Genomic DNA, 25,984 nt, shown 5'->3' on the forward strand with positions numbered 1-25,984 from the left:
TCCCCCCGAACCTGTTCCCCGAACTGACGGATCGCGAGCATGCCAGTCCCCACCGACACACCGTGTCCGACCCCCGTGCCAGGGTGGGCTCATGCTCCTCGTCGACGTCGCACGAGCCTCCGCGGAGGTGGGCGCCGTCTCCGCGCGGTCCGCCAAGACCCGGCTGATCTCCGACCTGCTGGAGCGCGCCGGGGACGACGCCGCCCTCGTCGCCGTGATCGTGTCGTGGCTCTCGGGTGAACTGCCGCAGCGCCAGATCGGCGTGGGGTGGGCGTCGCTTCGCGCGCTGCCGGAGCCGGCGGATCAGCCGTCGCTGACGGTGCACGGCGTCGACGCGGTGTTCACCGAGATCGGCGCGGTCGCGGGTAAGGGCTCGCAGACCCGGCGGGCGGAACTGCTCGGCGCGACGTTCGGTGCCGCCACCGAGGCGGAACAGACGTTCCTGCGTCGCCTGCTCGGCGGCGAACTGCGCCAGGGCGCCCTCGTGGGGGTGATGGCCGACGCCGTCGCCGCCGCGTCCGGGCTGCCCGCACCCGAGGTGCGTCGGGCCGCCATGCTGGGCGGTGCGCTGCCCGCCGTCGCCGCGGCCGCGCTCACCGGCGGCGCCGACGCGCTCGCGCAGTTCCGGCTGACGGTCGGAACGCCGGTCGGCCCGATGCTCGCCCAGACCGCCACCGGCGTCGATGCCGCTCTCGAGAAACTGGGCGGCACAGCGGTTTTCGAGGCGAAGCTGGATGGCGCCCGTGTGCAGATCCACCGCGACGGGGATCGGATCTCGGTGTACACGCGCAGCCTCGACGACGTGACCGATCGGCTGCCGGAGGTCGTCGACGCGACCCGTGCGCTGCCCGTCACGACGTTGATCGCCGACGGCGAGGCCATCGCGCTGCGCCCCGACGGCAGGCCGGACCGGTTCCAGGTCACGGCGTCGCGGTTCGGCAAGCGCGCGGGCCGCGACACGGGCGCCGCCCCGCTGTCGGTGTTCTTCTTCGACCTGCTGCACGTCGACGGCACCGACGTGCTGGACCTGCCCGCCGCCGAACGGTCCGCGCTGCTCGACGCGATCGTGCCCGGCGACCAGCGCGTCGACCGACTGCAGACCGCCGACGCGACCGCAGCGCAGGCGTTCCTGGACCGGACACTCGCCGCGGGCCACGAGGGCGTGATGGCGAAGTCGCCCACCGCGCCCTACGAGGCCGGCCGCCGCGGCGCGGGCTGGCTCAAGGTGAAGCCGGTGCACACCCTCGATCTCGTGGTGCTGGCGATCGAGTGGGGCTCGGGTCGCCGCACGGGCAAGCTGTCGAACATCCACCTCGGCGCCCGCGATCCCGCAACCGGCGGATTCGTCATGCTCGGCAAGACCTTCAAGGGCATGACCGACGAGATGCTGGCGTGGCAGACCGAGCGCTTCCTCGAGATCGCGGACGGCCCCACCGACGGTTACGTCGTCAGGGTGCGCCCCGAACAGGTCGTGGAGATCGCCCTCGACGGCGTGCAGGGCTCCAGCCGGTATCCGGGCGGCATGGCGCTGCGCTTCGCCCGTGTCGTGCGCTACCGCGACGACAAGACGCCAGGGGAGGCGGATACCGTCGAGACCGTGCGAGCGCTTTACGAGCGTTAGTCGCGTTCCGCCCAATCTCGTCTCACCCTTTGACAGGATCGAACCCATGTCTGCACCACCATCGGAGCGCACCGAGGAAACCGACGGCGACATCACCTACATCAGGACGGATTCCGATGATCCGCCGGTGGCGATCGTCGACCGCTCCCCCATCACCACCAAGCACAAGATCATCTTCGGCGTCATCGCACTGGTCGGTGCGGTCGCGTGGGCCATCATCGCGTTCTTCCGCGGTGAGACCGTCAACGCCGTCTGGTTCGTGATCGCCGCGGTCTGCACCTACGTCATCGGCTATCGCTTCTACGCGCGTCTGATCGAGATGAAGATCGTCAAGCCGCGTGACGACAACGCCACTCCGGCAGAGGTTTTCGAGAACGCCACCGACTACATGCCGACCGACCGGCGGGTGCTCTTCGGGCACCACTTCGCCGCGATCGCGGGAGCGGGTCCGCTGGTCGGCCCGGTGCTGGCGATGCAGATGGGCTACCTGCCGGGGACCATCTGGATCATCGTCGGCGCGGTCTTCGCGGGGTGCGTCCAGGACTACCTGGTGCTGTCGATCTCGACGCGGCGCCGCGGCCGCTCACTGGGCCAGATGGCCAAGGACGAACTCGGCACCATCGGCGGTGCCGCGGCCATCGTCGGCGTGCTGATCATCATGGTGATCCTGCTGGCTGTACTGGCGCTCGTCGTCGTCAACGCGCTCTCGGAGAGCCCGTGGGGCGTGTTCTCGATCGCGATGACCATTCCGATCGCCATCTTCATGGGCCTGTACCTGAGGTTCCTGCGGCCGGGCCGGGTGTCCGAGGTCTCGCTGATCGGCGTCGTCCTGCTGCTCCTCGCCGTGGCGAGTGGCGGCTGGGTGGCCGAAACCGACTGGGGTACCGAGTGGTTCACGCTGTCGAAGGTGACGCTGTCCTGGTGCATCATCATCTACGGGCTGGCTGCGTCGGTGCTGCCGGTGTGGCTGCTGCTGGCGCCCCGGGACTACCTGTCGACGTTCATGAAGGTCGGCACCATCGTGCTGCTCGCGATCGGCATCCTCATCGCCCAGCCGGTGATGCAGGCGCCCGCGGTGTCGTCGTTCGCGTCGAGCGGCACCGGGCCGGTGTTCGCGGGCTCGCTGTTCCCGTTCCTGTTCATCACGATCGCTTGTGGAGCGCTATCCGGGTTCCACTCGCTGATCTCCTCGGGCACCACACCGAAGCTGCTCGAGAAGGAAAGTCAGATGCGGCTGATCGGCTACGGCGGCATGCTGACCGAGTCGTTCGTCGCGATCATGGCGCTCATCACCGCGGCGATCCTGAATCAGCACCTCTACTTCGTGATGAACTCGCCTGCCGCCTCAACCGGCACCGACGTGAACACCGCGGCGGACTTCGTGAACGGCCTCGGCCTGTCGGGCGCGCCGATCACCGGGGACGAGATCGCGGCCGCGGCAGAAGGTGTCGGCGAGAACTCGATCGTGTCGAAGACCGGTGGTGCACCGACGCTGGCGTTCGGCATGTCCGAGGTGCTGCATCAGGTCTTCGGCGGCCAGAGCTTGAAGGCGTTCTGGTACCACTTCGCGATCATGTTCGAGGCGCTGTTCATCCTCACGACGGTCGACGCGGGCACTCGTGTCGCGCGTTTCATGCTGTCGGACGCGCTGGGCAACCTGGGCGGGCCGCTGCGCAAGCTGCAGAACCCGAGCTGGCGAGTCGGTGCGTGGATCTGCAGCGTCGTCGTGGTGGCCGCGTGGGGTTACTTCCTGCTGATCGGCGTGACGGCCCCGCAGGGCGGCATCAACACGCTGTTCCCGCTGTTCGGCATCGCCAACCAGCTGCTCGCGGCGATCGCGCTGACCGTGGTCACCGTCGTCGTCATCAAACGCGGCCTGCTGAAATGGGCGTGGATTCCCGGAGTTCCGCTGATGTGGGACCTGATCGTCACGATGACCGCGTCGTGGCAGAAGATCTTCTCCGCCGATCCCAAGGTCGGGTATTGGGCGCAGCGAGCTCAGTACGTCGATGCCAAGGAGGCGGGCAAGACCGCGTTCGGCGCCGCCAAGGATCCGAGTCAGATCGACAACGTCATCTACAACACGTTCGTGCAGGGCACGCTGTCGATCATCTTCGCCGTGCTCGTCGTCGTCGTGTTCGCGGCGGGCGTGGTGATGTCGGTGCGCGCCATCCGACGTGGCGACACCGCGACGCTGTCGGAGGACGAACCCGTGCCCTCGCGGATCTTCGCGCCGTCCGGGCTGATCGCGACGAAGGCCGAGAAGGAGGTGCAGAAGCAGTGGGACGCTTTGCCGAATTCGCGCGCAAGATCCGTTGGTACTGGGGGTCATTGATGGGCGACAACCACTATCGGCGCTACCTCGACCTGCGGGCCCGCACCCATCCCGGAGAGCCGGTGCCCACCGAGGCCGAGTACTGGCGCATGCGCCACGCCGCCACCGAGGCCAACCCGCAGTCCCGCTGCTGCTGACGTCCCCCGCGGCACGAAAGTTGGGATCGGTAACACCCCGCGCCGTGTCCACTTGCACTGGGACGGGGGTCCGAAAGAGGACACCTGCGACTTCTGCTGGTATCTCAGGTGAGTTCGTAGCGGATCGGCAGGTGCTTGAGGCCGCCGACGAACGTCGTCGCGACGTGCGCCGCGGGGCCCGTCTGCTCGACGGATTTCAGCCGCGGCAGCAGCGCCGAGAAGAAGCTGTTGATCTCGAGCCGGGCCAGTGCGGCGCCGAGGCAGAAGTGCACGCCGTAGCCGAAGGCGATGTGCCTGTTGGGTTCTCGGCCGACGTCGAACCTGAACGGGTCGGCGAAGATCTCCTCGTCGCGATTGCCGGACACGTAGGACAGCACGACCGACTCCCCCGCCGCGATCGGGACTCCGCGAATCACGTAGTCCTGCTGGGCCGTCCGCATGAACTCCTTGACCGGCGTCGTCCAGCGGACCATCTCCTCGACGGCGAGGGGCATCAGGCTCATGTCGTTCTGCAGCCGGGCGAGCTGATCCGGGTGCTGCAGTAGCGCACCCATTCCGCCGGAGATGCTGGCGCTCGACGTGTCGTGGCCGGCCGCGGCGATGATCGCGAAGTACGACACGGTCTCGATATCGGACAGCGGTTCGCCGTTGATCGTGGCGTTGGCGATCGTCGAGCCCAGGTCCTCGGTCGGGTTGGCGCGGCGGTCGGCCGTGAGCTGGGTGAAGTACTGGAACATCTCCAGCAGCGCCATCGCGCGCTCCTCCATGGACTTTCCGCGCTGGAACTCCTCGTCGTCGGCGCCGAACAGCTCCTGTGTCCACAGCAGCATCGACGCGAAGTCGGCCTCGGGAACCCCGAGCAGCGTCATGATCATGTACAGCGGGTAGTTCACCGCCACCTGCTGCACGAAGTCGATCTCCGGCCCCTCGGCCGCCATCTTGTCGACGAAACGCACCGCCAGCTCGTCGGCCCGATCCTTCAGTGCGCGCATGGCTTTCGGCCGGAACCAGTTCGCCCCGATCGCCCGGAAGTCGCGGTGTTGCGGGTCGTCCATGTGGATCAGCGTCTTGATCCCGACGGCGGCCTGCTGCTCGTCACCCTCCCTGGTGACCAGCACCGGCCGCGGCGAGTTGGTGAACACGTCGTTGGCGCGCTCGATCTCCATGATGTCGGCGTGCTTGGTGATCGCCCAGAACGGCGCGTAGTTCTCGACGTCCACCCAGGACACCGGAGCGTGTGCGCGCAGGTGGCTCAGCGCGGCGTGCAGCCTCGCGTCGTCGGTGTAGGCCAGCGGGTCCGCCAGGACCTTCCCATCGAGGATCGGCGTGCCCATCAACTACTCCCTTCACCTGTCAGGCCCGTCGCGTGTTGCGCGCGGTCCTCGTAGGACCGGCGCTGCGCCGGATCGAAATCCAGGAACACCCGGTCGCTGCCGGTGCGGCGCTGCACCCAGCGCCTGGCCCGTGGGCCGAGTACCGCGATCACGCCCAGCGGCACGCGGACCGCGCCGGGCACCGGTCTGGTCCCGCTGATCAGTTCGGTGTTCGTGAACGGCGGCATGACCACTGACACCTCGAGCCGGCACCGCCATCACCCCCGCCAGTGACGCCACGTTGACGATGTGCCCGCTGCGCCTGCGCACCATCTGCGGAAGTGCCAGCCGGCAACCGGTCAGGACGCCGCAGAAGTTGACCTCGATCGACGTGCGAATCGCCTCGTCGGTCTGGTCGAGGAACCCGCCGAGCTCGGCCAACCCGGTGACCGCCGATTCCAGGGCGGTGATGACGACGGTCCGGCCGGCGATCCGGTCGCGCTTACCCATTGCGGACCTGGTCGAGCACCGCGGCGACGACGTCCTCCGGCAGGTCGGCGGGGAAGGCCGGCAGGACGCGGTCGATCGCGCCGTCGCAGCGCTGCCGCAGCGCCGCCGCCAGTTCGGACACCGGCGCGACGACCGCGAACGCCGCCAGCACGTCGTCGTCCAGCAGACCGCCCATCTCGTCCCACCGGCCCTGCTTCGACATCCGGTGCAGTTCGGTGTGCAGGTCACCCCAGCCGTGCAACTCCAGCACCCCGCGATACGCCGGGGTCGAGCCGTAGAACGCCAGCTGCTTGCGCACGCCGACGGCCGACACCGCCATGCTCTCCTCGGTGTCGCCGGTGACGACGAACACCGGGCACGACACCTCGAGGTCCGCTCGGCTGCGCCCCGCCTTCGTCACGCCCGCGAGCAGCGCCGGGGTCGTCACCTCGTCGGCGTAGCGCTTGGTGGTGAACGCGTGGGCGATCACGCCGTCGGCGACCTCCCCGCACAGTCGCGTCATCGCCTCACCGACGGCGGCGACGAACACCTTCGGGAAGCCGTACGGCATGGGTGCGGGAGTGAACATCGGCGTCATCAGCGTGTGGGTGTAGAAGTCCCCCTCGAAGGAGAGTCGCCCGCCGTCGCGCCAGCAGGTCCAGATCGCGCGCGTCGCCTCGATGAACTCGCGCATCCGGCGCACGGGGTGACTCCACGGCATGCTGAACCGGCGCTCGATGTGCGGCTGGATCTGCGAGCCGAGGCCGAGGTTGAACCGGCCCCGCGAGTACGCCTGCAGATCCCAGCCGATGTTGGCTACCGTCATCGGATTACGCGCGAACGCGACGGCGATGCTGGTGCCGATCTCCAGCCGCGACGTGTGTTCGGCGGCGAGCAGGAGGGGGAAGAACGGGTCGTGGTCGATTTCGCCGGTCCAGCAACCGTCGTAGCCCTGGCGCTCAAGCACACTCGCGACACCGGGTACTCGGGACAGGTCGCTGGGAATGCCCCGGTCGACCTTCAGCCGGACGGGCGCAGCCTCATCACCGCCAGCCATGCGGCAGACGCTACAGTAAGCACTTCAGTATGGTCAACGCCGCGACGGACCGCGCACGACGAAAGGGCACGATGAGCACTGGCCGAACTGGTCGAGAAGCCTGGCAGGACACGCTCGACGACCTCGAACAGCGACGCCGGCGCACGCGCGCGATGGGCGGCGACGAGCGACTGGCCAAGCACCACGGCAAGGGCAAACTGGATGCCCGCGCCCGCATCGACCGACTCGTCGACGAGGGGACGTTCCGGGAGATCGGCACCCTCGTCGGCGGTGAGATCGCGGCCGACGGCATCGTCGTCGGCTCCGGCGCGATCAACGGCACACCGGTCATGGTCGGCGCCGAGGACTTCACCACGCTGGCGGGCAGCATCGGGCCGGGCGGCAACTCCAAGCGCTACCGGATCGCGGAACTCGCTCTGCGCGACCGCATTCCGCTGGTGATGCTGCTCGAGGGGGCGGGCTTCCGGCCGACGGGCGGCCACTACGGCCGCACGCCGACCGACCTGCTGTCCCAGGCGCGCTGCTCGGGCAAGGTGCCGACGGTGGCGGCGATCCTCGGCCCGTCCGCGGGGCACGGTGCGCTGGTGGCGCCGGTGTGCGACTTCCGCATCATGAGCAACCAGGGCGCGATCTTCACGGCGGGCCCGCCGGTGGTGAAGGAGTCCACGGGCGAGGAGATCACCAAGGAGGAGCTGGGCGGTCCGGGGGTCGCGCTGGCCAGCGGTGTCGTCCACAATCTCGGCGAGGACGACGAGACGGTCATCGACGACGTGAAGCGCTACCTGTCGTACTTCCCGCCGAGCGCCTGGTCGTACCCCCAGCAGCTCACCCCCGACGAGACGTGCGCGCCACGGCCCACCCCGGAACTGCTCGACATCGTGTCGCGGGACAACAAGCGCGTGTACGACATCCGCAAGGTGCTCGACGTCGTCTTCGACCGGCCGGACTGGTTCGAGGTGCAGCCGAAGTTCGGACGCGCCATCGTCTGCGCACTGGCCCATCTCGGCGGCCACCCCGTCGCCGTGGTCGCGAATCAGCCGCAGGTGCTGGCGGGCTCGATCGACGCCGACGCCGCCGACAAGGCGTCGCACTTCATCATGGTGGCCGATTCGTTCCACCTGCCGATCGTGTTCCTCGCCGACAACCCCGGCATGCTTCCGGGCAGCCGCTCGGAGCGCAGCGGCGTATTGCGCGCGGGCGCAAGGATGTTCGCGGCGCAGACGGCGGCGACTACGCTGAAGCTCCAAGTCACGCTGCGCAAGGCCTACGGGTTCGGTTCGATGGTGATGGCGATCCTCGGCTTCGACAACCAGAGCGCCACGTACGCCTTCCCCGGCGCCACGATGGGGGCGATGAGCGCCGCCGCACTGAGCCGCGCCACGCATGCCGAGGACGACCTCAGCGCCGTGCTGCGCGACGCCGAGCTGCAGGCGTCGTACCGCTCCGCGGAGAACCTCGGCTTCGACGAGCTGATCGATCCCCGCGAGACCCGTGACGCACTGCTGGCCGGGCTGCAACGCGGGTTGTTCAGCAGGCAGGCCGCCGCGGAACCCGTGAGCCGGACGGTGATCCTGCCGTAGCGTGGCAGCATGCCGACTCCTGCCGAACTGATGGTCGAGTGCCTGGAATCCGAGGGCGTCACGCTGGTCTTCGGCATTCCCGGCGAGGAGAACATCCGCTTCACGCGCGCGCTGGCCGGCTCGTCCCGGATCCGCTACATCCTGGCCCGCCACGAGCAGGGGGCGTCGTTCATGGCCGAGATGTACGGGCGCGTCACGGGCCAGCCCGCCGTCGTGTCGGCGACGCTCGGCCCCGGCGCGATCAACCTGCAACTCGGTGTCGCCGACGCCACCACCAACAGCACTCCGATGGTGGCCATCTCGGCGCAGGTGGGGCAGAACCGCGAGTACAAGGAATCCCATCAGTACGTCGACCTGGTGGCGATGTTCGCACCGATCACCCGCTGGGCCGACGGTGTGCCGACACCACTGGCGATTCCGGAGATGTTCCGCAAGGCGTTCAAGCTCGCCGAGACCGAGCGCCCGGCGGCGGTCTACCTCGCCGTCCCCGAGAACATCGACGCCGACGACACCTCATACGACCTGGCTCCCCTGCCCCGCAACGTGGTTCGCGCCGAGGCCCCGTCACCGAGTCAGGTCGCCAGGGCCGCCGACCTGCTCCGGGCAGCGCAGCGTCCGGTGATCCTCGCGGGCCACGGGGCGGCGCGGGCCGATGCGACCGCGGCCCTGCTCCGGATGTCGGAGGGGCTCGGCATCCGGGTCGCCAACACCTTCCACGGCAAGGGCGTGATGCCCGACGACCACGCCAACAGCATGGGCACCATCGGGTTCATGCGGCACGACTACGTGAACTTCGGATTCGACGACGCGGACCTCATCATCGCCGTGGGATACGAACTGCAGGAGTTCGACCCGGTCCGGATCAACCCACGCGGTGACAAGCGGATCGTCCACATCCACCGCTTCCCCGCCGAGGTCGACGCGCACTACTCGGTCGACGTCGGCATCATCGGCGACATCAGCGCCTCCCTGGATGCGCTGACGACCTCGATGTCGGGCCACCGCTACGAGATGACGTCGGCACCGGGCGCGGAGCTGCTCGCCGAGGAGTTCGCCGGCGGCCAGGCCGATTCGCGCTTTCCACTGGCCCCGCAGCGCGTCGTCGCCGACACCAGGGCGGCGCTGGGCCGTAGCGACGTCGTCCTCGTCGACACCGGCGCCGCGAAGATGTGGATGGCGCGGCTGTATCCCACCTACGAGCGCAACACCTGCCTCATCTCCAACGGGTTGTCCACCATGGCCTTCTCACTGCCGGGCGCCCTCGGCGTCAAGCTGGCCAGACCCGAGGCGAAGGTGCTCGCGGTGATGGGTGACGGCGCGTTCCTGATGAACAGTCAGGAGATCGAAACCGCTGTGCGCGAACGTATTCCGCTGATCGTCCTGGTGTGGGAGGACAACGGCTACGGACTGATCGAGTGGAAGATGGACATGGAACTCGGCGACCACTACCACGTCGGGTTCACCAACCCCGACGTGGTGAAGTACGCGGAGAGCTTCGGTGCCAAGGGTTATCGCATCGAAGCCGCCGACGAGTTGCTTCCGACGTTGCGCGAGGCGTTGGCGTCCGACGGCGTGTCCATCATCGCCTGCCCGGTCGACTACTCGGAGAACCTGCAGCTCACGGAACGCCTCGGTCAGCTCGACGGCACGTTGTAGCCGTCCGGGCGGCCCATTCCGATTGTGAGGGTCCCCGAACACTTCTGGCAGGTCCCTCAAACTTACTGTCCGCAAAGGGATTTCGATCACACGAGTTGCGACGGTAACCGCGTTCCGCGTATGGTGGTCGAAGCGAAGGGGAGTAGCCCCCAATCGGGTGATCGACATACTGGCCGCAAGGCCCGGTCACGCGAACCGAATCGAACGACTCGGTGGGCGAGACCTTCGGCCGTACAGACCGTAACCGGGCTGTCGGCCGGAGGCGTCGACACGATCCCCCGGACCGGCAGCCATCGACCGAGGAGTCGTCGTGTTCGCCGCTCTAGCCTTGAGCTTCGCCGTCATCTTCATCGCGGAACTGGGTGACAAAACCCAGCTCGTCGCGATGATGTTCGCGCTGCGATACCGCTGGTGGGTCGTCCTGTCCGCCATCACCGTGGCCACCACCGCCGTGCACGTGCTGTCGGTCGCCATCGGGCACTACGTCGGCGCCGCCCTCCCGACACACCTGCTCGGCATCATCGCCGGCGCGATGTTCGTGTTCTTCGGGCTCTGGACGCTGCGCGGCGACACCCTCTCCGAGGAGGAGAAGTCCAAGACCGCCAAGGCGACGGCGCCCGCGTTCTTCGTCGTGACGTCGGCGTTCATCCTCGCCGAACTGGGCGACAAGACCATGCTCGCGACGATCACGCTGGCCGCCGACAACAACTGGCTGGGTGTCTGGATCGGCTCCACTATCGGCATGGTCGCCGCCGACGGCCTGGCGATCATCGTCGGGGCCGTCGCGGGCAAGCACCTGCCCGAGCGCGCCATCCAGCTGGGTGCGGCCGCGCTGTTCGTGCTCTTCGGCGCCTACATGCTGTTGGAGAGCTTCTTCCCGGCGCTGCCGGTCGCGGTCATCGGTGCCATCGCGCTCGGGATCGTCGCCGCCCTTGCGGTGGCGCTGCGCGCACTCCCGGACCACCGGCGCCCCGCGGTCATGCGGCCCACGACCGAGGACGAGCCGACACCGGCGGTTCAGCCCACGGAGGCCCGGTAGGCCGCGACGATCGGCTCGAGCTCGTCGGGAGTCGCGCCGTGCATGATGACGGCGTCGGCGCCGTAGTCGAACTCCTTGCGCACCCGGTCGACACACTGTTGCGCCGAGCCCGTCGCCGACGGCTCCAGCCACTCATCGGGAATCAGCGTCGCGATGTGCTCGATCTGCTCGGCGGTCGCCTTGTGGTCGATACCGCCACCGATCGACTGCACCACCGCGTCGTCCCGGAAGCGTTGCAGCACCGACGGATCCCAGTTGTTGGTGGTGATCAAGAGCTCGCCGTAGCCCTGCAGGTAGGTCGCCAGCCTCGCGACGGTCTTCTTGAGCCGCAACTCCTCGGGCAGGTGGTCACCGACGGTGGCGAAACACGACCAGACCTTCACGTCGTCGGGGTTGCGGCCGGCCTTCTCGGCCGCGTCCTTAACGGTCTTCACCGCGCGCTCCAGCGTCTCCGGGGTGAAGTAGGTGTGCAGGATGACGTCGTCGAACTCGCGCCCGCCCAACGCCAGCGTCTGCGGACCGAACGCCACGATCGCCAACCGGATGTCCTCGCGGAAATCCGGATCCAGGAACAGCAGTTGGTACTTCCCGATCGGACCGTCGTGGTTGAAGATCAGCTCCCCGTGCCACAGTCGGCGCATCACCTGCGCGAAGTCCTCCATCTGCGCGGTGGTCACGGGTGGCACGCCGAACGCGCCGTACATCGCCGCGATGCCGCGCCCGAGGCCCAGCGTGAATCGGCCGCCCGAGAGGCGGTGCATGGTCGTGGCCCACGATCCGGTGATCAGCGGATGCCGGGTGTTGTGATTCGTCGCCGCGGTGGCGATCTGCATCCGGGTGGTCACCGCGAGCGCCGCCCCCGTCAGAGACGACGCCTCCTTGACGTTCCAGCGCTCCGAGATGAAGCCGGTGCCGAAGCCCAGTTCCTCACCGCGCCGAGCCTCGTCCATCAGCGTGGCCGGGCCCTCACCACCCGCACCCGCCAGCAGGTAGTACCCGAGTTCATCCAACGTCCGGTTCATCCCCATGTCGCTCCGCTCCTGCCCGCCGAATCCGTCACGCCCAAACTCCTTGCTTGTAGCCGCAATTCCACACCTCGACGATTCTGCCGTCGACGACGCGAAAGATCTCCATGCTGCCGACGCACACCTCGGTGCCGTCCTTCAGCGTCATCGGCGACTGGTAGACGATCGCGACGTGCTCGCCGTCGTCGCCTGCCACCACCAGGTTCAGGTCGAACCGGATCGTCTCGAACATCTCCCAGTGATCGGTGACGCGACTGACCGCCTCGTCGTGGGTCAGCATCGTCACCTCCCCCACGTCGTGGCGGATCACGGTGTCGCCCAGCAACTCCTCGGCGAGCGCGAAATCGCGCTGGTTCCAGACCACCAGGTTGTAGAGCTCGACGACCTCGCGTGCCGTCCGCGTCATGCGAACACCTCCAGAGCCGCGGTTTCCTCGATCGCCGCCACCGCGCGGTCGGTCAGCGTGAGACACAGGCGGCGGGACCGCTCCGGTACCACGTCCCACGTGAGCAACGCGACGACCGGCATCAACACCAGGTAGACCGCTGCAGCCCGGTACTGACGCCAGGCGTCGTCGAAGCCGTAGTCGACGCCGTGGCCGGTCAGGTGGTCGAGGTACTCGCGGAGCAGTTCCTCGTCTCGCCCGGCCCGATCCTGCGCAGTGAGTCCCTGGGTCAGGAGATACGCGACATCGGCGACGCCGCATCCTCGCGCCGCGAACTGGAAGTCCACGACCTTCATGGCGTCATCGTCGAAGAAGAGGTTGTCGGCGCGAATGTCGCCGTGCAGCAGCATCTCCCGTTCGGTGAGCGCGGCGAGGGCCAGGGGGCTGTGGTCTGCGTATCGCTCGAAGAAGTCGGCGATGCCCGGCGGTACGACGCTGTGTCCGCGCTCGAGGTACATCCGCCAGCCGTAGCCGAAAGCGGGCACCATGACGTCCCGAACGGTGGGATTGTCGATGCTCGGAAACTGTTGCACGACAGCGTGGTTACCGGGTCGGCACGACCACGCGTGCAGGCCCGCCAGCGATTCGAGGCAGGTACGAGCCCGATCGATCGGAAGTCCGGCCAGGTGGTCGGCGTTGTCCCAGTCGAGGAGGTCCTCCAGGAGCAGGACGAAGTCGACGCCGTTGTCGTCGATCCGAGCGACGTGCGCGTGCGGCGTCGCCATGGGCGATCGCCCCGCGACGTCGCGGTAGAACGCGACCTCACGCCGATAGCCGCCCATGAGATCCATGGCGCCCCGCGCCTCCGACACCGCGGGCAGTTTCGCGATGAGCGTGGCCGGCACCCCCTCACCGCTCAGATGCAGCCGGTACAGCAGCGACGAGAACCCGTTGTCCTGGGCGATCCGCTGGGCGTGAACACCGGTGACACGGGAGCCGAGCGCATCCGACAACCACAGCGCGTCGATGTCCTCGATGCCCGCGGGGATCGCACTCACCATTGAGTTCCTCATTATTTGACGGAGCGCAACTAACATAGTTGTCGAGCGTCTAATATGCAAGGGTGCCCTCCCCCGCTCGCGGCCTCACCCAACCCGAGCGAGTCGAGCTGTCCAACCGTCGACTCGTCCAGGCGGCCGCCGAATTGATCACCGAAAAGGGCTGGGAGGCAACCACAGCCGCGGAGATCGGCAGACGGGCCGGATACAGCCGTGCGATGGTGCATGCGCGGTACGGGAGCAAGGACGCCATCCTCGAGACGATGCTCGCTGACGGCGACGTCCAGCGACTGCTGCCGGCACCCGTGCCGGAGGCCACCGGCATGGAGAACGCCGTGGCGCACTTCCTCCGCATCGAGGAGATGTACCGGCACGACCCGGTGTTCCTGCGCGCGATGTTCGTGATGACCTTCGAAGCGGTGAAGGCCACCTCGCCGGTCCGGGTGCTGCTGCACAAGTGGTTCGAGCGCGGTGTCGAGGCCGTGGACGCGGGCTTGCGCCTGGGCATGACCGACGGGTCGGTGCGACCCGACATCGACATCGATCGCGCGGTCAACGACATCAGTGCCGCGGGTTTCGGCCTCGCGTTCCACTGGATCGTGCTGGGCGAGCGGTACGAGTTGGACCGCGAACTGGCGTTCGCGCGGGAGCGAATCGTCCGGGACTACGGCCCTAGGCGTCGGAAGCGCTGAGCGCCGCCCACGCCTCGCGCCGCTCCGGCACCGGATCGAACTCGACCCTCGACCGTCGGTCGAAGATCATCGTGGCCCGTTGCGCGTCGGTGTAACGCGGCCAGTCGGCACCGGGCACGCCGGTGCGGCTGAACGACCGCCAGCGGCGCTGCAGATCCCGGCTGACCCTACGCGCCGATCCACGGTCACCGGCCGCCGTGAGCAGTCCCCCGAGCCGGGTCTCGTAGACGTCGAACACCGCGAGCAGTTCGGTGCCGTGCGTCGCCCCGAAGCCGGACCACTGCAGCGGGCGCGGCGCGTAGTCGTAGCGGTAGTGGTAGGTGGGGGCGTGCACGCTGTGCGCCTCGGCCAGCTCCCACGCCCGCGCCCCGAACGTGAAGTCGCTGCCGAACGTCATACAGGCCCGCCTGCTCGGATAGCCGGGATATGCCACTCGCAGTCGTTGGGCCACTTCGGGCTCCGCGTTCGCGAGGAACCGCTCGATGACGGGCTCGTTGGTGGGCAGGTGATCCATGAAACGCGCGAACAGGGTCGCCTCGGTGGCATTGCTGCCGACGATCAGCGGAACCCGATGCGCCTCGCCGCGCGCCATCGCGTCGACGTGCGTGCGCGGCAGGTACTCGCCGCCGAACGCCGCACCGATCGCGAAGGAGTCCGGGGTGTCCTTGATGGTGTCGGTCATGACGTTCTCGAGCGCGCGCACCAACTGCGACGGTCGCAGTGTCATCACCGCGCGGGCGGCGTCGGAGACGGGTACCCCGAGGCCCGCGACGAATCGTCGGGCGATCTCCGCGGAGTATTCACTCGCGTGGCTGAGGCCGCCCGGCGGACTCTCCGAGATCGCCTGCCGGAACAGCCCTTCGGCGTCGGGTACCGCCATCAGGGTGGCGACCGCGTGAGCGCCGGCGCTCTCGCCGAAAATCGTCACGTTGTCGGGATCACCGCCGAACTCGGCGATGTTGTCGCGGACCCAGCGCAGCGCCATGACGAGATCGCGCAGGAACAGGTTGTCCTGCAGTGGGTGTTCCGGCGTGGACAGCGACGACAGGTCGAGGCAGCCGAGAGCGCCGAGGCGGTAGTTCGCCGACACGTAGACCGCGCCGCGCCTGGCGATGGCCGCGCCGTCGTACACCGAGATGGCCGACGTGCCGAACATGTACCCGCCGCCGTGGATGAAGAACATCACCGGCAGCGGGCCGTCCTGCCCTTCGGGTGCGACGACGTTGAGCGTCAGACAGTCCTCGCTCATCTGCTGCCTGCCCGCCCGGCCGACGTAGGTGTACCGCGGATCCTGCGGTGCGCAGTAGGAGAACTCGTCGCAGAACCGGACGCCGCGCCACGGCAGCGGCGGCACCGGCGCGCGAAACCGCAACGGGCCCATGGGCGGCCGTGCATAGGGGATCGAACGCCACCGCGCGACCCCGTCGCGGATGAAGCCCTGGACCGTGCCGCTGGTGGTGGATCTCCGGCTGACCGCCACGTCTCGCCCTTCCTCGAGTTTGCCGAAGCCTCTACTGTAATGTATTCCGTTGAGTCGAGCAGCGATGGAAGGGGCCTGCAGTGGAGGTGCCGTTCACCTGGAAGGTCACCGGCTGGTTCATGGTCGGCTGGTCTCCCGAGTTCGTCACAGGCGAGGTCCGCCCGCTGCACTACTTCGGTGAGGACCTCGTCGCCTACCGCGCCGAATCCGGTGAGCTGCACCTCATGGAAGCGCACTGCAAGCACCTCGGCGCCCATCTCGGCCACGGCGGCACGGTCGTCGGCGATTGCGTGGAGTGCCCATTCCACGGCTGGCGGTGGGGTCCGGACGGCACCAACCGCTACATCCCCTATCAGCCGGACAAGCCCAACCGCGGCCTCACACTGCGCGTCTACCCGGTCAAGGAGCAGTACGACTGCGTCTTCGCCTGGTACCACCCCGACGGCGCGGAACCCCAGTGGGAGATGCCCGACATCTTCACGGCGTTCCCGCAGTACGAGACCGATCCGAAGGCCTACTACCGGCCGTACCCGGAGTTCTCGCAGATCGCCGAGCGCGAGCCGGTACACCCGCAGATCGTGGCGGAGAACGGCCCCGACAGCGCCCACTTCCAGTACGTGCACCGCGCCACGGTCACCCCGAAACTGTTGGAGTGGAACGTCGTCGACAGGGAGTGGCGCTTCCTGACAGGGTGGCCGGTCGCAGACGGCGACGATCCCGACGAGATGGCGCTGCGGATTCACAGCAACATGTTCGGCCTCGGCGGCGCGATCAGCGTGTTCGCCGGCCAGTCGAACCACCGGCTGATCTTCGCCTGCACACCGGTCGATGACGGGTACTCCACCATGTTCTACTCGATCTGGGAGCCACGACTGCCCGGCGACGAGTCCGACGTCCCCCCGGAGTCCGTCCGTAAGCGGATCGAGAAGCAGTTTCTCGGCACGGTCTGGGACGACCTCGAGATCTGGCGTTACCAGAAATACGTCGAGCATCCCGCCCTGTCCAGGGTGGACGCCAAACCCTATATGGCACTGCGTAAGTGGGCCCAGCAGTTCTACGATGCACCCCCCACCCGACCACCCGCTGCAGAGCCGGCGTGAAGCCCGACCTAGCGACCCTGATCGCACCGGAGCACACCGCGATCGTCACCCAGGAGTGTCAGGGCGCGGTGATGGGGCCGAACGCGGGCCTCGCGGTGCTGGCCGCCGAGGCTCGCCGCGAGGCGCTGCCCAACATCGTCCGACTCCTGCCCGCGGCTCGATCTGCGGGGGTGCGGATCGTGCACTGTCTCGTCCAGCGCCGCCCCGACGGACTCGGCTCCAACCACAACGCGCGACTGTTCTCCGGTGCCGGCAGGGGGGTCGACATCACGCCCGGTAGCGAGGGCGCGACGCTGCTGCCCGAACTCGGACCGGAACCGGGCGACGTCACGCTGACGCGCTGGCACGGTGTCGGGCCCATGGGTGGCACGGACCTCGACGCGGTGCTGCGCAACCTCGGAGTCTCGACCATCGTCGCAGTCGGAGTGTCGCTCAACATCGCGCTACCCAACCTCGTCATGGACGCCGTGAACGCCGCGTACACCGTCGTCCTCCCCCGCGATGCGGTCGCCGGGTACCCGGCCGAGTACGGCGAGGCCGTCATCGCCAACAGCCTGTCGCTGCTGTCGACCGTCACCACCACCGAAGAACTCCTGGCGACGTGGGCCCGATGACCGAACCCGAGACGCGCGGCTTCCCCGAACTCAAACCCGTTGACGCACCACCGGAACTCGACCGGTTCGTGTCCGCGGTTCGCCGGCTGCAGGATCTCGCCGTCTCGACGAATCCCCCAGGGGACACCTGGATCGCCGCGACCGAGCAGATCGAACGCGCGTGCGCCGAACTCGAGCAGCACGTGGTGGCGGATGTCCACGCGCCCGCCGGCCGGGCGACGAAACTGGCCGGCCTCGGTAGCCCGCTGCTGCCACCGTGGACGGTCACGGCGTACGGCGCGGACGGCGTCACGATGGAGGGCGAGTTCCGTCGCTTCCACGTCGGCGGCAACATGGCGGTGCACGGCGGCGTGATCCCGCTGTTCTACGACTGGCATTTCGGCATGGTCGTGTCGGCCGCGGGACGGCCCATCAGCCGCACCGCGTACCTGCATGTGGAGTACCGCGCGGTGACGCCCATCGACACCCCGCTGATCAGCCGTGGTCGCATCGAGCGCCTCGACGGCCGCAAGGCGTTCCTCACCGCAACCATGACCGACCCCGACGGCACCGTGCTGTCGGAGGCCACCGGACTCATGATCAAGCTCCTGCCCCACCAGCCGTGAATCGGACCGGGCGCCTAGCTTTTTCGCAGCCTCCGCCGAGTTCGGTTGCGCGCCATGCGCAGCGACATGTCGGCGTACAGCTTCATCGGCGTGGTGAACGGCGGCGCGGCGGATCCGGTCATGCTGAACGGCAGGTCGGTGCCGACCACGGAACGCTGGTGGCTGAACGTGTCGAAGCCGGCCTTGCCGTGGTAGGCGCCCATCCCGCTGCGCCCCACCCCGCCGAACGGCGCGGCCGACGGAATCATCTGCGCGGCGAAGTCGTTGCGCGCCACCCCGCCGCTGCGGGTGTTGCGGACGAAGTTCCGGAACGCGTCACCGTCGGGGCCGTACCAGTAGGCCACCAGCGGGGCCGGCCGGGCGTTGATGTAGCGGATCGCGTCGTCGACCGCCGAGTACCCCTGCACCACGAGCACCGGACCGAACACCTCCTCGCTGGCGATCCGCATCCGGTCGTCGACATCGCGGACGATGGTCGGAGCGATCTTGCGAGAAGTGCGGTCGGGCAGCGTCTCGCCCACCGGTGCAATCGATTCGACGCGGGCGCCGTGAGCGCGGGCGTCGTCGATCAGCCCCACCACCCGGTCGAAGTTGGCCTCGTTGACCGAGGAGCAGTAGTCGCCGTTACCGAGGATCGTCGGGAACATGCCGCGCAGGGTGTCGCGGGCGATGTCCACGAACGTGTCCACTCGCTCATCGGGCACGAAGACGTAATCCGGGCAGACGCACACCTGGCCGCCGTTCACCATGCGCGCCTGCGCGATTCGGGTGGCCGATCGACGGACGTCGGCGTCGGGCGCTACGACGACCGGATTCTTGCCACCCAGCTCCAGCGTCACGGGCACCAGGTGGTCGGCAGCCGCGCGCTGCACGTGGGCGCCGACCGACGGTGAGCCGGTGAAGAACAGGTGATCGAACGGCAGCCGGGAGAACTCCGCGGCGACGTCGGGGCCGCCTGTGACGACCGCCAGTTCGTCGGCGTTGAAATAGCGCGGCGCGGTGCGCATCATGAGTTCCGCTGTGTGCGAGGTGATCTCGGACATCTTGATCATCACTCGGTTGCCGGCCGCAAACGCCGCCGACGCCGGCAGGACGACGAGGTTGAGCGGGAAGTTCCACGGCCCGATGATGCCGACGACGCCCAATGGCGCCGACTCGACTTCGGCGCGCAACCCGACGGTGCGGGCCGCGCGCATCAGCTTGGTCGCCGACATCCACTGCGCGAGGTGCGCTCTGGTGTGCTCGATGACCGGGATCATCCCGACGACCTCGGTGAACAGGGTGGCGGCGCGCGAGCGGGTGCCGAAATCCGCGGCCATCGCGTCGACGAAGGCGTCGGTGTTGTCGAGCACCAGTGCCAGCAGTCGGTCGATCCGATTGCGCCGCATGGCCGGGTCGGGCGGGCCTGCCGCGACGAAGGCGCGGCGCTGCCGATCCAGGGTGTCCTGCAGCTGTTCAGCGGTGGTCATCGAGCCTCACGTTAGCACCTCTGGGCAGCACGGATAACATACTGTAATATTTACAGTATGGATGGCCAGCTGCAGGACGTCACCCCCGACGACTCGATTGACACCCTCCGCGATCCGTACCCCATGTTCGCCCGGCGACGTCGCGAGTCGGGGGTGTTCTACGGCAGCGTCATGGACTGGTCGAAGTACCCGGAGGCGATGCCCGACAACCTCTACGCCGCGGTGTCGTTCGACGCCGTCAACCGGGTGTTCCGCGACGGCAAGGTCTTCGACTCGAACATCTACGACAACACCATCGGCCTGTTCATCGGCCCGTCGATCCTCGCCATGGAGGGAAAGGTGCACCGGGATCACCGCAACCTGGTGTCCGCGGCGTTCAAGACCCGGTCGCTGGCCCGCTGGGAGCCGGAGATCGTCCGGCCCGTCGTCAACGCGCTCGTCGACGAGTTCATCGAGACTGGCAAGGCGGATCTGGTGCGCGACTTCACCTTCGAGTTCCCCACCCGCGTCATCTCCAAGCTGCTCGGCCTGCCCGAAGAGGACCTGTCGTGGTTCCGTAAGCGGGCCGTCGAGCTCATCAGCTATCACGTGAAGTACAAGCGCGCCTTCGAGGCCTCCGCGGCGCTCAAGGACTACTTCATGACACAGATCGACCTGCGCCGCTCGGCGCCGACCGAGGACATCATCGGCGATCTCGTCACCGCGGAGATCGACGGCGAGAAGCTCACCGACGAGGCCATCTACTCGTTCCTGCGGCTCCTGCTGCCCGCAGGCCTGGAGACCACGTACCGGTCGTCGGGCAATCTGCTCTACCTGCTGCTCAGCAATCCCGACCAGCTGGCCGCGGTGCAGCGGGACCGCGAACTCATCGGGCCCGCCATCGAGGAGGGTCTCCGGTTCGAGACCCCGCTGACCACCGTGCAGCGCGCGGCGACCGCGGCCACCGAACTCGACGGCGTCGCCATCCCCGAAGGCGCGATCATCGACGTCTGCATCGGCTCCGCCAACCGGGACGAGCAGCGCTGGGACGACCCCGAGACGTTCGACATCTTCCGAAAGCGCTTGCCGCACATCTCGTTCGCCGCAGGCGAGCACACCTGCATGGGCCTGCACCTCGCTCGGATGGAGACCAGGGTTGCGCTCGAGTGCCTGCTCGACCGCGTCACCGACCTCGAGTTGCGCGACGACGGTGACCCGCACATCCACGGCCAGCCGTTCCGCTCCCCCAACGTCCTCCCGGTCACCTTCCGCGCGGCCTGACGTCCTTCCGCGAGCGTGCGTGTCTGTACCCCGACACGCCGAATCTTCCGTCAGTCTGCGCACTCTCGTGCTGAGACGTTTCAGGGTGGGCGGGCGTGGAATGTACGCCCCGCACGGAGTGTCGGGGGTACAGACACGCACGCTCGCGGATGGAATCAGCCCGTTCGTGGGGCCCGGTGGGCGATCGTCTTGGTCTCCAGGTACTGCTCGAAACCCTCGATACCGCACTGGCGACCGACACCGCTGCTCTTGTAGCCGCCGAACGGGGCGTCGGCACCGTAGTACATGCCGCCGTTGACGCCGATCGCGCCGGTGCGGACGCGACGCGCGATGGCCCGACCCCGCTCGAGCGAACCCGACATCACCGCACCGGCCAGACCGTAGACGCTGTCATTCGCGATCCGGACCGCCGCGTCGTCGTCCTCGAACGGGATGATCACCAGCACCGGACCGAAGATCTCGTCCCTCGCTATCGCGGCGCCGTTGTCGACCCCGACGACGACGGTCGGCTGCACGTAGTAGCCGCCGGCCAGCGCACCCGGCGGGTCGAAAGCCGCGCCGCCGGTGGTGATCTCCCCGCCGTCACGCCGGGCGCCGTCGATCGCCGACAGGACGCGGTGCTGCTGCGCTGCGCTGATGACCGGGCCAACCAGGGTCTGCGGCGAGGCGGGATCGCCCACCGGCACCATGCCGAACGCCGCCGTCACACCTGTCACGACGTCGTCGTACCGCGAACGGTGGACCAGCAGCCTGGTGTTCATCCCGCATGCCTGCCCCGCGTGTACGCACACCCCGACCGCACCGGGCACGACCTTGGCGGGGTCGACGTCGTCGGTGACGATGAGCGCGGACTTGCCGCCTAGTTCGAGGAACGTCCGCTTCATGGTCTCGACCCCGAGCCGGGCGATCAGCTTGCCGACCGCCGTCGACCCGGTGAACGACACCATGTCGACCCGCGGATCCGTAACGAGCAGTTCGGCGACGGCGTTGTCCTGTGTCGGTACGACGTTCACCACGCCCGCCGGGATGTCGGTGTGTTCGGCGATGAGCCTGCCGAGCCGGGTGGCGTTCCACGGCGTGTGCGGATCCGGTTTGAGCACAACGGTATTGCCCGTCGCCAACGCGGGCCCGAGCTTGTTGAGGATGACCTCGATCGGAAAGTTCGACGGTGTGATCGCACCGACCACACCGACGGGCTCCTTGACGACGGTGCGCACGTTGCGCTCACCGAACAGCCCGCCGCCGTCGAGGACCCGCTCCCACTCGAAGGTGTCGATCAGCCCGGCCGGGTAGCGCAGCGCATCGGCCAGCGGCCAGTCCAGCTGCGCCATGCCGATCGTCATGTCCGGGCAGCCGGCCTCGGCGATCAGCTCGTCGCGCAGGTCGTCGCGTTCGGCCGTGATCGCGTCCTGCAATTGGCCGAGGCAGCGCCGCCTTAGCGCGGGGTTGGTCGCCCAGTCGCCGTCGTCGAACGCGCGCCGCGCGGCGCCGATGGCGCGCGCCACGTCCACGGCGTTCGCCGCCGACGTGCTGCCCAGCACCGAACCCGTTGCGGGGCAGACGTTGTCGAAGGAGCCCTCGGCGGTCACCAACTCGCCGTCGATCAGCATTCGCGTCTCAGCACGCTCCGCCGCGCGCCGACCGACCTCGACGCTGCTCACGGGGTTCCGCCCACCCGTTCGACGGCACCCGCCACCTGTACCGGCACCCCCGTCAACCACGACATACCGGCCAGCGCCTCCACGTCGCCGGGGTCACTCGACATCAGCTGATTCACGTTGACGCCGCCCGCTCGGTTGGCCACCCGCCAGCCGCCGGTGCCCTTGTGTCCCCAGCCGTGCGGTATCGCGACGGTGCCGCGGACGAGGTCCGTGGTCAGCGCCACGGGCAGCGCGATGCACCCGTGCGGCGAGCTGACCTCCACCACGTCGCCGTCCGCTATGCCGCGCGCCTGCGCGTCGTCGGTGTGCATCAGCGCGCGGTGCACTCGCTCTCCCCGCATGAGCAACGGCGAATTGTGCATCCAGGAGTTCTCCGAGCGCGCCTCGCGCATGCCGATCATCCGCAACGGATAGCCGGCCGGCTGGCCGCGGCGCACCATCGCCGTCAGCTCGGCGGCGATCTCGCTGTGCTCCAGCTTGATTCGGCTGCCGCGATACACCACGACCTCGTCGAGCACGCCAGTGCGGATGTGGGGCGCCACCACCACTCCGTGCGGAAGACTGCGCGACAACCGGCTGAACGTCAGGCCGCCGCGCCGCAGCCCGTACCTGTCGCCGCCGTCGGACAGCCGGATCATGCCGTCGGCCAGGGCGCGTGGATTCAGCCTGCGACCGAATACTCCGAGCACCCTCCGCATGCCCGCGAGCGCGGCGAACACCGCGGTGCGCGGGCCGATTCGCGCCGTCAGGTCGTCGACGATGTCCCATTCGGTGCGGGCCTCACCGGGTGCCTCGACGACGGCCTCGGTGGTCTGTCGGAACGGTGTCGCCTGGAATTGCTGGAACGTCAGCGCGAAGTCGTCGCGCTCGTACATGGTCGTCACGGGCAGGATGTAGTCGCAGTGCGCGGTGGTCTCGGTGACGTAGAAGTCCAGTCCGACCGCGAGGTCGACCCCCGCGAGCGCCTCCTCGAGTTCCAGACCGTTCGGCACCGACAGCACCGGGTTGCCCGCGCTGACGAACAGCGCCCTGATCCGATTCCTGCCCGGGGTCGACATCTCCTTGGCCATCAGCGCCGCCGGCTCGGAGGCGATGACCGACCGGAACCCGCCGACGCGCGTGCGCTTACGCCGGTACGACCTGCGCAGCACCGCTCCCGTCGCCGCGATTCCCCAGCGCTGCCCGGCGATGCCGAGCGTGCTGAACACGCTGCCGCCGGGCCGGTCGAGGTTGCCCGCCATCAGGTTCACAGCGTCGATGAGATAGCAGGTGAGCGTGCCCTGCCGCCCCACGCACGTGCCGAGCCGCCCGTAGATCGCCGCCCTCGGTGTGCGCACCAGATCGCGAGCCAGCGCGCGCACCTCGTCCGGCGCTACGCCGGTGTGCCGTTCCGTGCGCTCGGGCGAGAACGACGCGGCCTGCGCGGCAAGCCAATCCAGGCCGTCGGCCCGCGAGACGACGGCCTGGATGTCGACCAGCCCCTCGCTGAACATCACCGACAGCAGTGACAGCAGCAGGTAGGCGTCGCTGTCCGGGACGAGACCCAGCCACTCGAACTGCGCGGCCGTCTCCGAGCGGCGCGGATCGATGACCACGACGCGACCGCCGCGCTTCACGACGTCGTGCATCCGGTCCTTGATCCGCGGGGCGGTCAGGAAGCTGCCATGAGAGACAACGGGGTTGGCCCCCATCAGCACCAGCAGGTCGGTACGGGTGAGATCCGGGATCGGCACCGACATCGTTGTGCCGTAGAGGAACTGGCTGGCCAGCAGTCGGCTGCTGGTGTCCTGCGTGGAGGACGTGAAGTAGTGGCTCCGCCTCCCGATGCCCTTGATGAACGCCATCACCGCGAATAGGTGTGAGTAGCTGAACGCCGCGGGATTGCCCATGTACCAGCCGAACGCGCCCGATCCGTGACGGCGCAGGATGTCGGTGCAGCGTGTAGCGATGTCGTCGAGCGCATCGTCCCACGACACCGGCTGAAAACCCGTTCCGGTGCGGCGCAACGGCGTGGTGACGCGGTCCGGGTCGTTGACCACCTCGGTGAACGCGATGCCCTTCTGGCACGCGAAGCCCGCCGAGAGCGGGTGCTCCCTGTCGGGCCGCAACGCGACGAGCCTGCCGTCCTCGACGGTCGCCACCATGCCGCACAGCGGCTCGCAGATGCGGCAGAAGGTGGGCTTGTGATCGATCACCGGTACTAGGTTACTGTAACGGTTACAGTTGAGATGGCCCGATCCGCGAAAGCGAGCGTGAACGCACATGAACGACGTGGCGATCATCGGTGTGGGCCTGCACCCCTTCGGCCGTTTCGAGGGCAAGTCGGCCATGGCGATGGGCGTCGACGCGATCTTCGCCGCGGTTGCCGACGCCGGGGTCGAGTGGGGCGACGTGCAGGCGGCGACGGGCGGCAGCTGGACGGTCGCCAACCCCGATGCCATCGTCGGCATGGTCGGCCTGTCGGGGATCCCCTTCACGAATGTGTTCAACGCGTGCGCGACCGCGGCGAGCGCGCTGAAGACGTGTGCCGACGGCATCCGGCTCGGCGACTACGACATCGGCATCGCGATCGGCCTCGACAAGCACCCGCGCGGCGCCTTCACGGAGGACCCCGCACTCGTCGGCATGCCCCGCTGGTACGCCGAGAACGGCCAGTACCTCACCACCCAGTTCTTCGGGATGAAGGCCAACCGCTACCTGCACGACCACGGCATCTCGCAGCGGACGCTGGCCAAGGTGGCCGCCAAGAACTTCCGCAACGGAGCGTTGAATCCGAATGCGTTCCGCCGTAAGCCGATGGCCGAGGACGACATCCTCGATTCGCCCATGCTCAACTACCCGCTGACGCAGTACATGTTCTGCGCACCCGACGAGGGTGCGGCCGCCGCGGTGCTCTGTCGCGCCGACATCGCGCACCGCTACACCGACAAGCCGATCTACCTGCGCGCCGTCGAAGTCCGGACGCGCAGCTACGGCGCCTACGAGGTCAACACCACGTGTGCGCCCGTCGAGGAGGACGTCTCGCCGACGGTGTACGCCTCGCGTGCCGCGTTCGAGCGTGCGGGCATCGGACCCGAGGACGTCGACGTGATACAGCTGCAGGACACCGATGCGGGCGCGGAGGTCATCCACATGGCCGAAGCCGGCTTCTGCGCCGACGGTGACCAGGAGAAGCTGCTGGCGGACGGTGCCACCGAGATCGGCGGCGCACTGCCCGTCAACACCGACGGCGGGCTGATCGCCAACGGCGAACCCATCGGCGCTTCGGGGCTGCGTCAGATCCACGAGCTCGTCAGGCAGCTGCGCGGCGAGGCGGGCGACCGGCAGGTGCCCGGCGCTCCACGCGTCGGCTTCGCCCAGCTCTACGGCGCACCGGGAACCTCCGGCGCCACGGTGGTGTCGCGCTAG

General features: G+C 68.3%; 22 protein-coding genes and 1 pseudogene. 12 read left to right on the forward strand and 11 right to left on the reverse strand.

Annotation, left to right across the window (positions count from 1 at the left end):
- Positions 1-91 precede the first annotated feature (91 nt).
- The 3 genes from NM203_RS19735 to NM203_RS19745 are packed head-to-tail and all read left to right on the forward strand — an operon-like array spanning position 92 to position 4,093.
- The gene (locus NM203_RS19735) at positions 92-1,621 is read left to right on the forward strand and encodes an ATP-dependent DNA ligase (RefSeq protein WP_255061962.1); all 1,530 of its coding nucleotides are present in this window, start codon (positions 92-94) and stop codon (positions 1,619-1,621) included.
- Positions 1,622-1,667: 46 nt separating this feature from the next.
- On the forward strand, positions 1,668-3,956 hold the full coding sequence (locus tag NM203_RS19740) for a carbon starvation CstA family protein (RefSeq protein WP_255061963.1): 2,289 nt from the start codon (positions 1,668-1,670) through the stop codon (positions 3,954-3,956).
- Positions 3,956-4,093 (forward strand): YbdD/YjiX family protein, encoded by a 138-nt coding sequence (locus NM203_RS19745; protein WP_255061965.1) that lies wholly within the window; start codon positions 3,956-3,958, stop codon positions 4,091-4,093. Before NM203_RS19740 ends, NM203_RS19745 begins: the two co-directional genes overlap by 1 nt.
- Positions 4,094-4,197: 104 nt before the next feature.
- Here the strand turns inward: NM203_RS19745 and NM203_RS19750 are convergent, their stop codons facing one another.
- The 4 genes and pseudogenes from NM203_RS19750 to NM203_RS19765 all read right to left on the reverse strand — a co-directional run bounded on the left by NM203_RS19750 (position 4,198) and on the right by NM203_RS19765 (position 6,952).
- Positions 4,198-5,427, reverse strand: a complete 1,230-nt coding sequence (locus tag NM203_RS19750; RefSeq protein ID WP_255061969.1) for a cytochrome P450 — start codon at positions 5,425-5,427, stop codon at positions 4,198-4,200.
- Complete coding sequence (locus tag NM203_RS19755) at positions 5,427-5,654, reverse strand: SDR family oxidoreductase (RefSeq protein ID WP_255062310.1); 228 nt, start codon at positions 5,652-5,654, stop codon at positions 5,427-5,429. Before NM203_RS19755 ends, NM203_RS19750 begins: the two co-directional genes overlap by 1 nt.
- Positions 5,655-5,718: 64 nt before the next feature.
- Positions 5,719-5,916, reverse strand: a pseudogene (locus NM203_RS19760) (hypothetical protein); the annotation flags it as partial.
- Positions 5,909-6,952, reverse strand: coding sequence for an LLM class F420-dependent oxidoreductase (locus tag NM203_RS19765; RefSeq protein ID WP_255061970.1), 1,044 nt, complete (start codon positions 6,950-6,952; stop codon positions 5,909-5,911). The pseudogene NM203_RS19760 and the gene NM203_RS19765, both read right to left, overlap by 8 nt.
- 71 nt (positions 6,953-7,023) lie before the next feature.
- Between NM203_RS19765 and NM203_RS19770 the strand changes: the two genes are divergently transcribed.
- The 3 genes from NM203_RS19770 (at position 7,024) to NM203_RS19780 (ending at position 11,227) form a co-directional block, all read left to right on the forward strand.
- The gene (locus NM203_RS19770; protein ID WP_255061971.1) at positions 7,024-8,532 is read left to right on the forward strand and encodes an acyl-CoA carboxylase subunit beta; all 1,509 of its coding nucleotides are present in this window, start codon (positions 7,024-7,026) and stop codon (positions 8,530-8,532) included.
- A 9-nt stretch (positions 8,533-8,541) separates the two neighbouring features.
- A complete protein-coding gene (locus NM203_RS19775) occupies positions 8,542-10,188 on the forward strand; it encodes an acetolactate synthase large subunit (RefSeq protein ID WP_255061972.1) in 1,647 nt (548 codons plus the stop codon).
- Between the two features lie 310 nt (positions 10,189-10,498).
- The gene (locus NM203_RS19780; RefSeq protein WP_255061974.1) at positions 10,499-11,227 is read left to right on the forward strand and encodes a TMEM165/GDT1 family protein; all 729 of its coding nucleotides are present in this window, start codon (positions 10,499-10,501) and stop codon (positions 11,225-11,227) included.
- Here the strand turns inward: NM203_RS19780 and NM203_RS19785 are convergent.
- The 3 genes from NM203_RS19785 to NM203_RS19795 are packed head-to-tail and all read right to left on the reverse strand — an operon-like array spanning position 11,206 to position 13,698.
- Positions 11,206-12,249, reverse strand: coding sequence for a TIGR03857 family LLM class F420-dependent oxidoreductase (locus tag NM203_RS19785; RefSeq protein ID WP_255062277.1), 1,044 nt, complete (start codon positions 12,247-12,249; stop codon positions 11,206-11,208). The two genes, NM203_RS19780 and NM203_RS19785, sit on opposite strands and share 22 nt — an antisense overlap.
- Positions 12,250-12,283: 34 nt before the next feature.
- Positions 12,284-12,658, reverse strand: coding sequence for a nuclear transport factor 2 family protein (locus tag NM203_RS19790; RefSeq protein ID WP_255061975.1), 375 nt, complete (start codon positions 12,656-12,658; stop codon positions 12,284-12,286).
- On the reverse strand, positions 12,655-13,698 hold the full coding sequence (locus NM203_RS19795; protein WP_255061977.1) for a phosphotransferase: 1,044 nt from the start codon (positions 13,696-13,698) through the stop codon (positions 12,655-12,657). Before NM203_RS19795 ends, NM203_RS19790 begins: the two co-directional genes overlap by 4 nt.
- Positions 13,699-13,760: 62 nt before the next feature.
- Between NM203_RS19795 and NM203_RS19800 the strand changes: the two genes are divergently transcribed.
- Positions 13,761-14,387: a TetR/AcrR family transcriptional regulator gene (locus NM203_RS19800; protein WP_255061978.1), complete on the forward strand. Its 627-nt coding sequence runs from the start codon at positions 13,761-13,763 to the stop codon at positions 14,385-14,387.
- Here the strand turns inward: NM203_RS19800 and NM203_RS19805 are convergent.
- Positions 14,368-15,867 (reverse strand): carboxylesterase/lipase family protein, encoded by a 1,500-nt coding sequence (locus NM203_RS19805; protein ID WP_255061980.1) that lies wholly within the window; start codon positions 15,865-15,867, stop codon positions 14,368-14,370. The two genes, NM203_RS19800 and NM203_RS19805, sit on opposite strands and share 20 nt — an antisense overlap.
- Positions 15,868-15,947: 80 nt before the next feature.
- On the opposite strand from NM203_RS19805, the gene NM203_RS19810 reads away from it, so the two are divergent.
- Genes NM203_RS19810 through NM203_RS19820 form a run of 3 tightly spaced genes read left to right on the forward strand, consistent with a single transcriptional unit; the run spans position 15,948 to position 18,186 of the window.
- A complete protein-coding gene (locus NM203_RS19810) occupies positions 15,948-16,967 on the forward strand; it encodes a Rieske 2Fe-2S domain-containing protein (RefSeq protein WP_255061981.1) in 1,020 nt (339 codons plus the stop codon).
- On the forward strand, positions 16,964-17,581 hold the full coding sequence (locus NM203_RS19815; protein WP_255061983.1) for a cysteine hydrolase family protein: 618 nt from the start codon (positions 16,964-16,966) through the stop codon (positions 17,579-17,581). The genes NM203_RS19810 and NM203_RS19815 overlap by 4 nt, the downstream gene beginning before the upstream one ends.
- Positions 17,578-18,186: a PaaI family thioesterase gene (locus NM203_RS19820; protein WP_255061984.1), complete on the forward strand. Its 609-nt coding sequence runs from the start codon at positions 17,578-17,580 to the stop codon at positions 18,184-18,186. Before NM203_RS19815 ends, NM203_RS19820 begins: the two co-directional genes overlap by 4 nt.
- Before the next feature lie 14 nt (positions 18,187-18,200).
- Here the strand turns inward: NM203_RS19820 and NM203_RS19825 are convergent, their stop codons facing one another.
- On the reverse strand, positions 18,201-19,655 hold the full coding sequence (locus NM203_RS19825) for a coniferyl aldehyde dehydrogenase (RefSeq protein ID WP_255061985.1): 1,455 nt from the start codon (positions 19,653-19,655) through the stop codon (positions 18,201-18,203).
- A 57-nt stretch (positions 19,656-19,712) separates the two neighbouring features.
- On the opposite strand from NM203_RS19825, the gene NM203_RS19830 reads away from it, so the two are divergent.
- Positions 19,713-20,915: a cytochrome P450 gene (locus tag NM203_RS19830; RefSeq protein ID WP_255061986.1), complete on the forward strand. Its 1,203-nt coding sequence runs from the start codon at positions 19,713-19,715 to the stop codon at positions 20,913-20,915.
- A gap of 155 nt (positions 20,916-21,070) precedes the next feature.
- Here NM203_RS19830 and NM203_RS19835 read toward each other — a convergent pair whose 3' ends face one another.
- Complete coding sequence (locus NM203_RS19835; protein WP_255062279.1) at positions 21,071-22,525, reverse strand: aldehyde dehydrogenase family protein; 1,455 nt, start codon at positions 22,523-22,525, stop codon at positions 21,071-21,073.
- 47 nt (positions 22,526-22,572) lie between these two features.
- Complete coding sequence (locus NM203_RS19840; protein ID WP_255062281.1) at positions 22,573-24,840, reverse strand: molybdopterin-containing oxidoreductase family protein; 2,268 nt, start codon at positions 24,838-24,840, stop codon at positions 22,573-22,575.
- Here NM203_RS19840 and NM203_RS19845 point away from each other — a divergent pair.
- On the forward strand, positions 24,839-25,984 hold the full coding sequence (locus NM203_RS19845; RefSeq protein WP_255061987.1) for a thiolase family protein: 1,146 nt from the start codon (positions 24,839-24,841) through the stop codon (positions 25,982-25,984). The genes NM203_RS19840 and NM203_RS19845 overlap by 2 nt on opposite strands.

Origin of the sequence: Mycolicibacterium arenosum (assembly GCF_024320865.1) — a bacterium.
Classification (GTDB): Bacteria; Actinomycetota; Actinomycetes; order Mycobacteriales; family Mycobacteriaceae; genus Mycobacterium; species Mycobacterium arenosum.

What these genes read in the sequence shown, in the direction of transcription:
- NM203_RS19735 (WP_255061962.1), top strand. Translation starts at nt 92, where the DNA reads ATGCTCCTCGTCGACGTCGCACGAGCCTCCGCGGAGGTGGGCGCCGTC.
- NM203_RS19740 (WP_255061963.1), top strand. Translation starts at nt 1,668, where the DNA reads ATGTCTGCACCACCATCGGAGCGCACCGAGGAAACCGACGGCGACATC.
- NM203_RS19745 (WP_255061965.1), top strand. Translation starts at nt 3,956, where the DNA reads ATGGGCGACAACCACTATCGGCGCTACCTCGACCTGCGGGCCCGCACC.
- NM203_RS19750 (WP_255061969.1), bottom strand. Translation starts at nt 5,427, where the DNA reads ATGGGCACGCCGATCCTCGATGGGAAGGTCCTGGCGGACCCGCTGGCC.
- NM203_RS19755 (WP_255062310.1), bottom strand. Translation starts at nt 5,654, where the DNA reads ATGCCGCCGTTCACGAACACCGAACTGATCAGCGGGACCAGACCGGTG.
- NM203_RS19765 (WP_255061970.1), bottom strand. Translation starts at nt 6,952, where the DNA reads ATGGCTGGCGGTGATGAGGCTGCGCCCGTCCGGCTGAAGGTCGACCGG.
- NM203_RS19770 (WP_255061971.1), top strand. Translation starts at nt 7,024, where the DNA reads ATGAGCACTGGCCGAACTGGTCGAGAAGCCTGGCAGGACACGCTCGAC.
- NM203_RS19775 (WP_255061972.1), top strand. Translation starts at nt 8,542, where the DNA reads ATGCCGACTCCTGCCGAACTGATGGTCGAGTGCCTGGAATCCGAGGGC.
- NM203_RS19785 (WP_255062277.1), bottom strand. Translation starts at nt 12,249, where the DNA reads ATGAACCGGACGTTGGATGAACTCGGGTACTACCTGCTGGCGGGTGCG.
- NM203_RS19790 (WP_255061975.1), bottom strand. Translation starts at nt 12,658, where the DNA reads ATGACGCGGACGGCACGCGAGGTCGTCGAGCTCTACAACCTGGTGGTC.
- NM203_RS19795 (WP_255061977.1), bottom strand. Translation starts at nt 13,698, where the DNA reads ATGGTGAGTGCGATCCCCGCGGGCATCGAGGACATCGACGCGCTGTGG.
- NM203_RS19820 (WP_255061984.1), top strand. Translation starts at nt 17,578, where the DNA reads ATGACCGAACCCGAGACGCGCGGCTTCCCCGAACTCAAACCCGTTGAC.
- NM203_RS19825 (WP_255061985.1), bottom strand. Translation starts at nt 19,655, where the DNA reads ATGACCACCGCTGAACAGCTGCAGGACACCCTGGATCGGCAGCGCCGC.
- NM203_RS19830 (WP_255061986.1), top strand. Translation starts at nt 19,713, where the DNA reads ATGGATGGCCAGCTGCAGGACGTCACCCCCGACGACTCGATTGACACC.
- NM203_RS19835 (WP_255062279.1), bottom strand. Translation starts at nt 22,525, where the DNA reads ATGCTGATCGACGGCGAGTTGGTGACCGCCGAGGGCTCCTTCGACAAC.
- NM203_RS19845 (WP_255061987.1), top strand. Translation starts at nt 24,839, where the DNA reads ATGAACGACGTGGCGATCATCGGTGTGGGCCTGCACCCCTTCGGCCGT.
- NM203_RS19840 (WP_255062281.1), bottom strand. Translation starts at nt 24,840, where the DNA reads ATGTGCGTTCACGCTCGCTTTCGCGGATCGGGCCATCTCAACTGTAAC.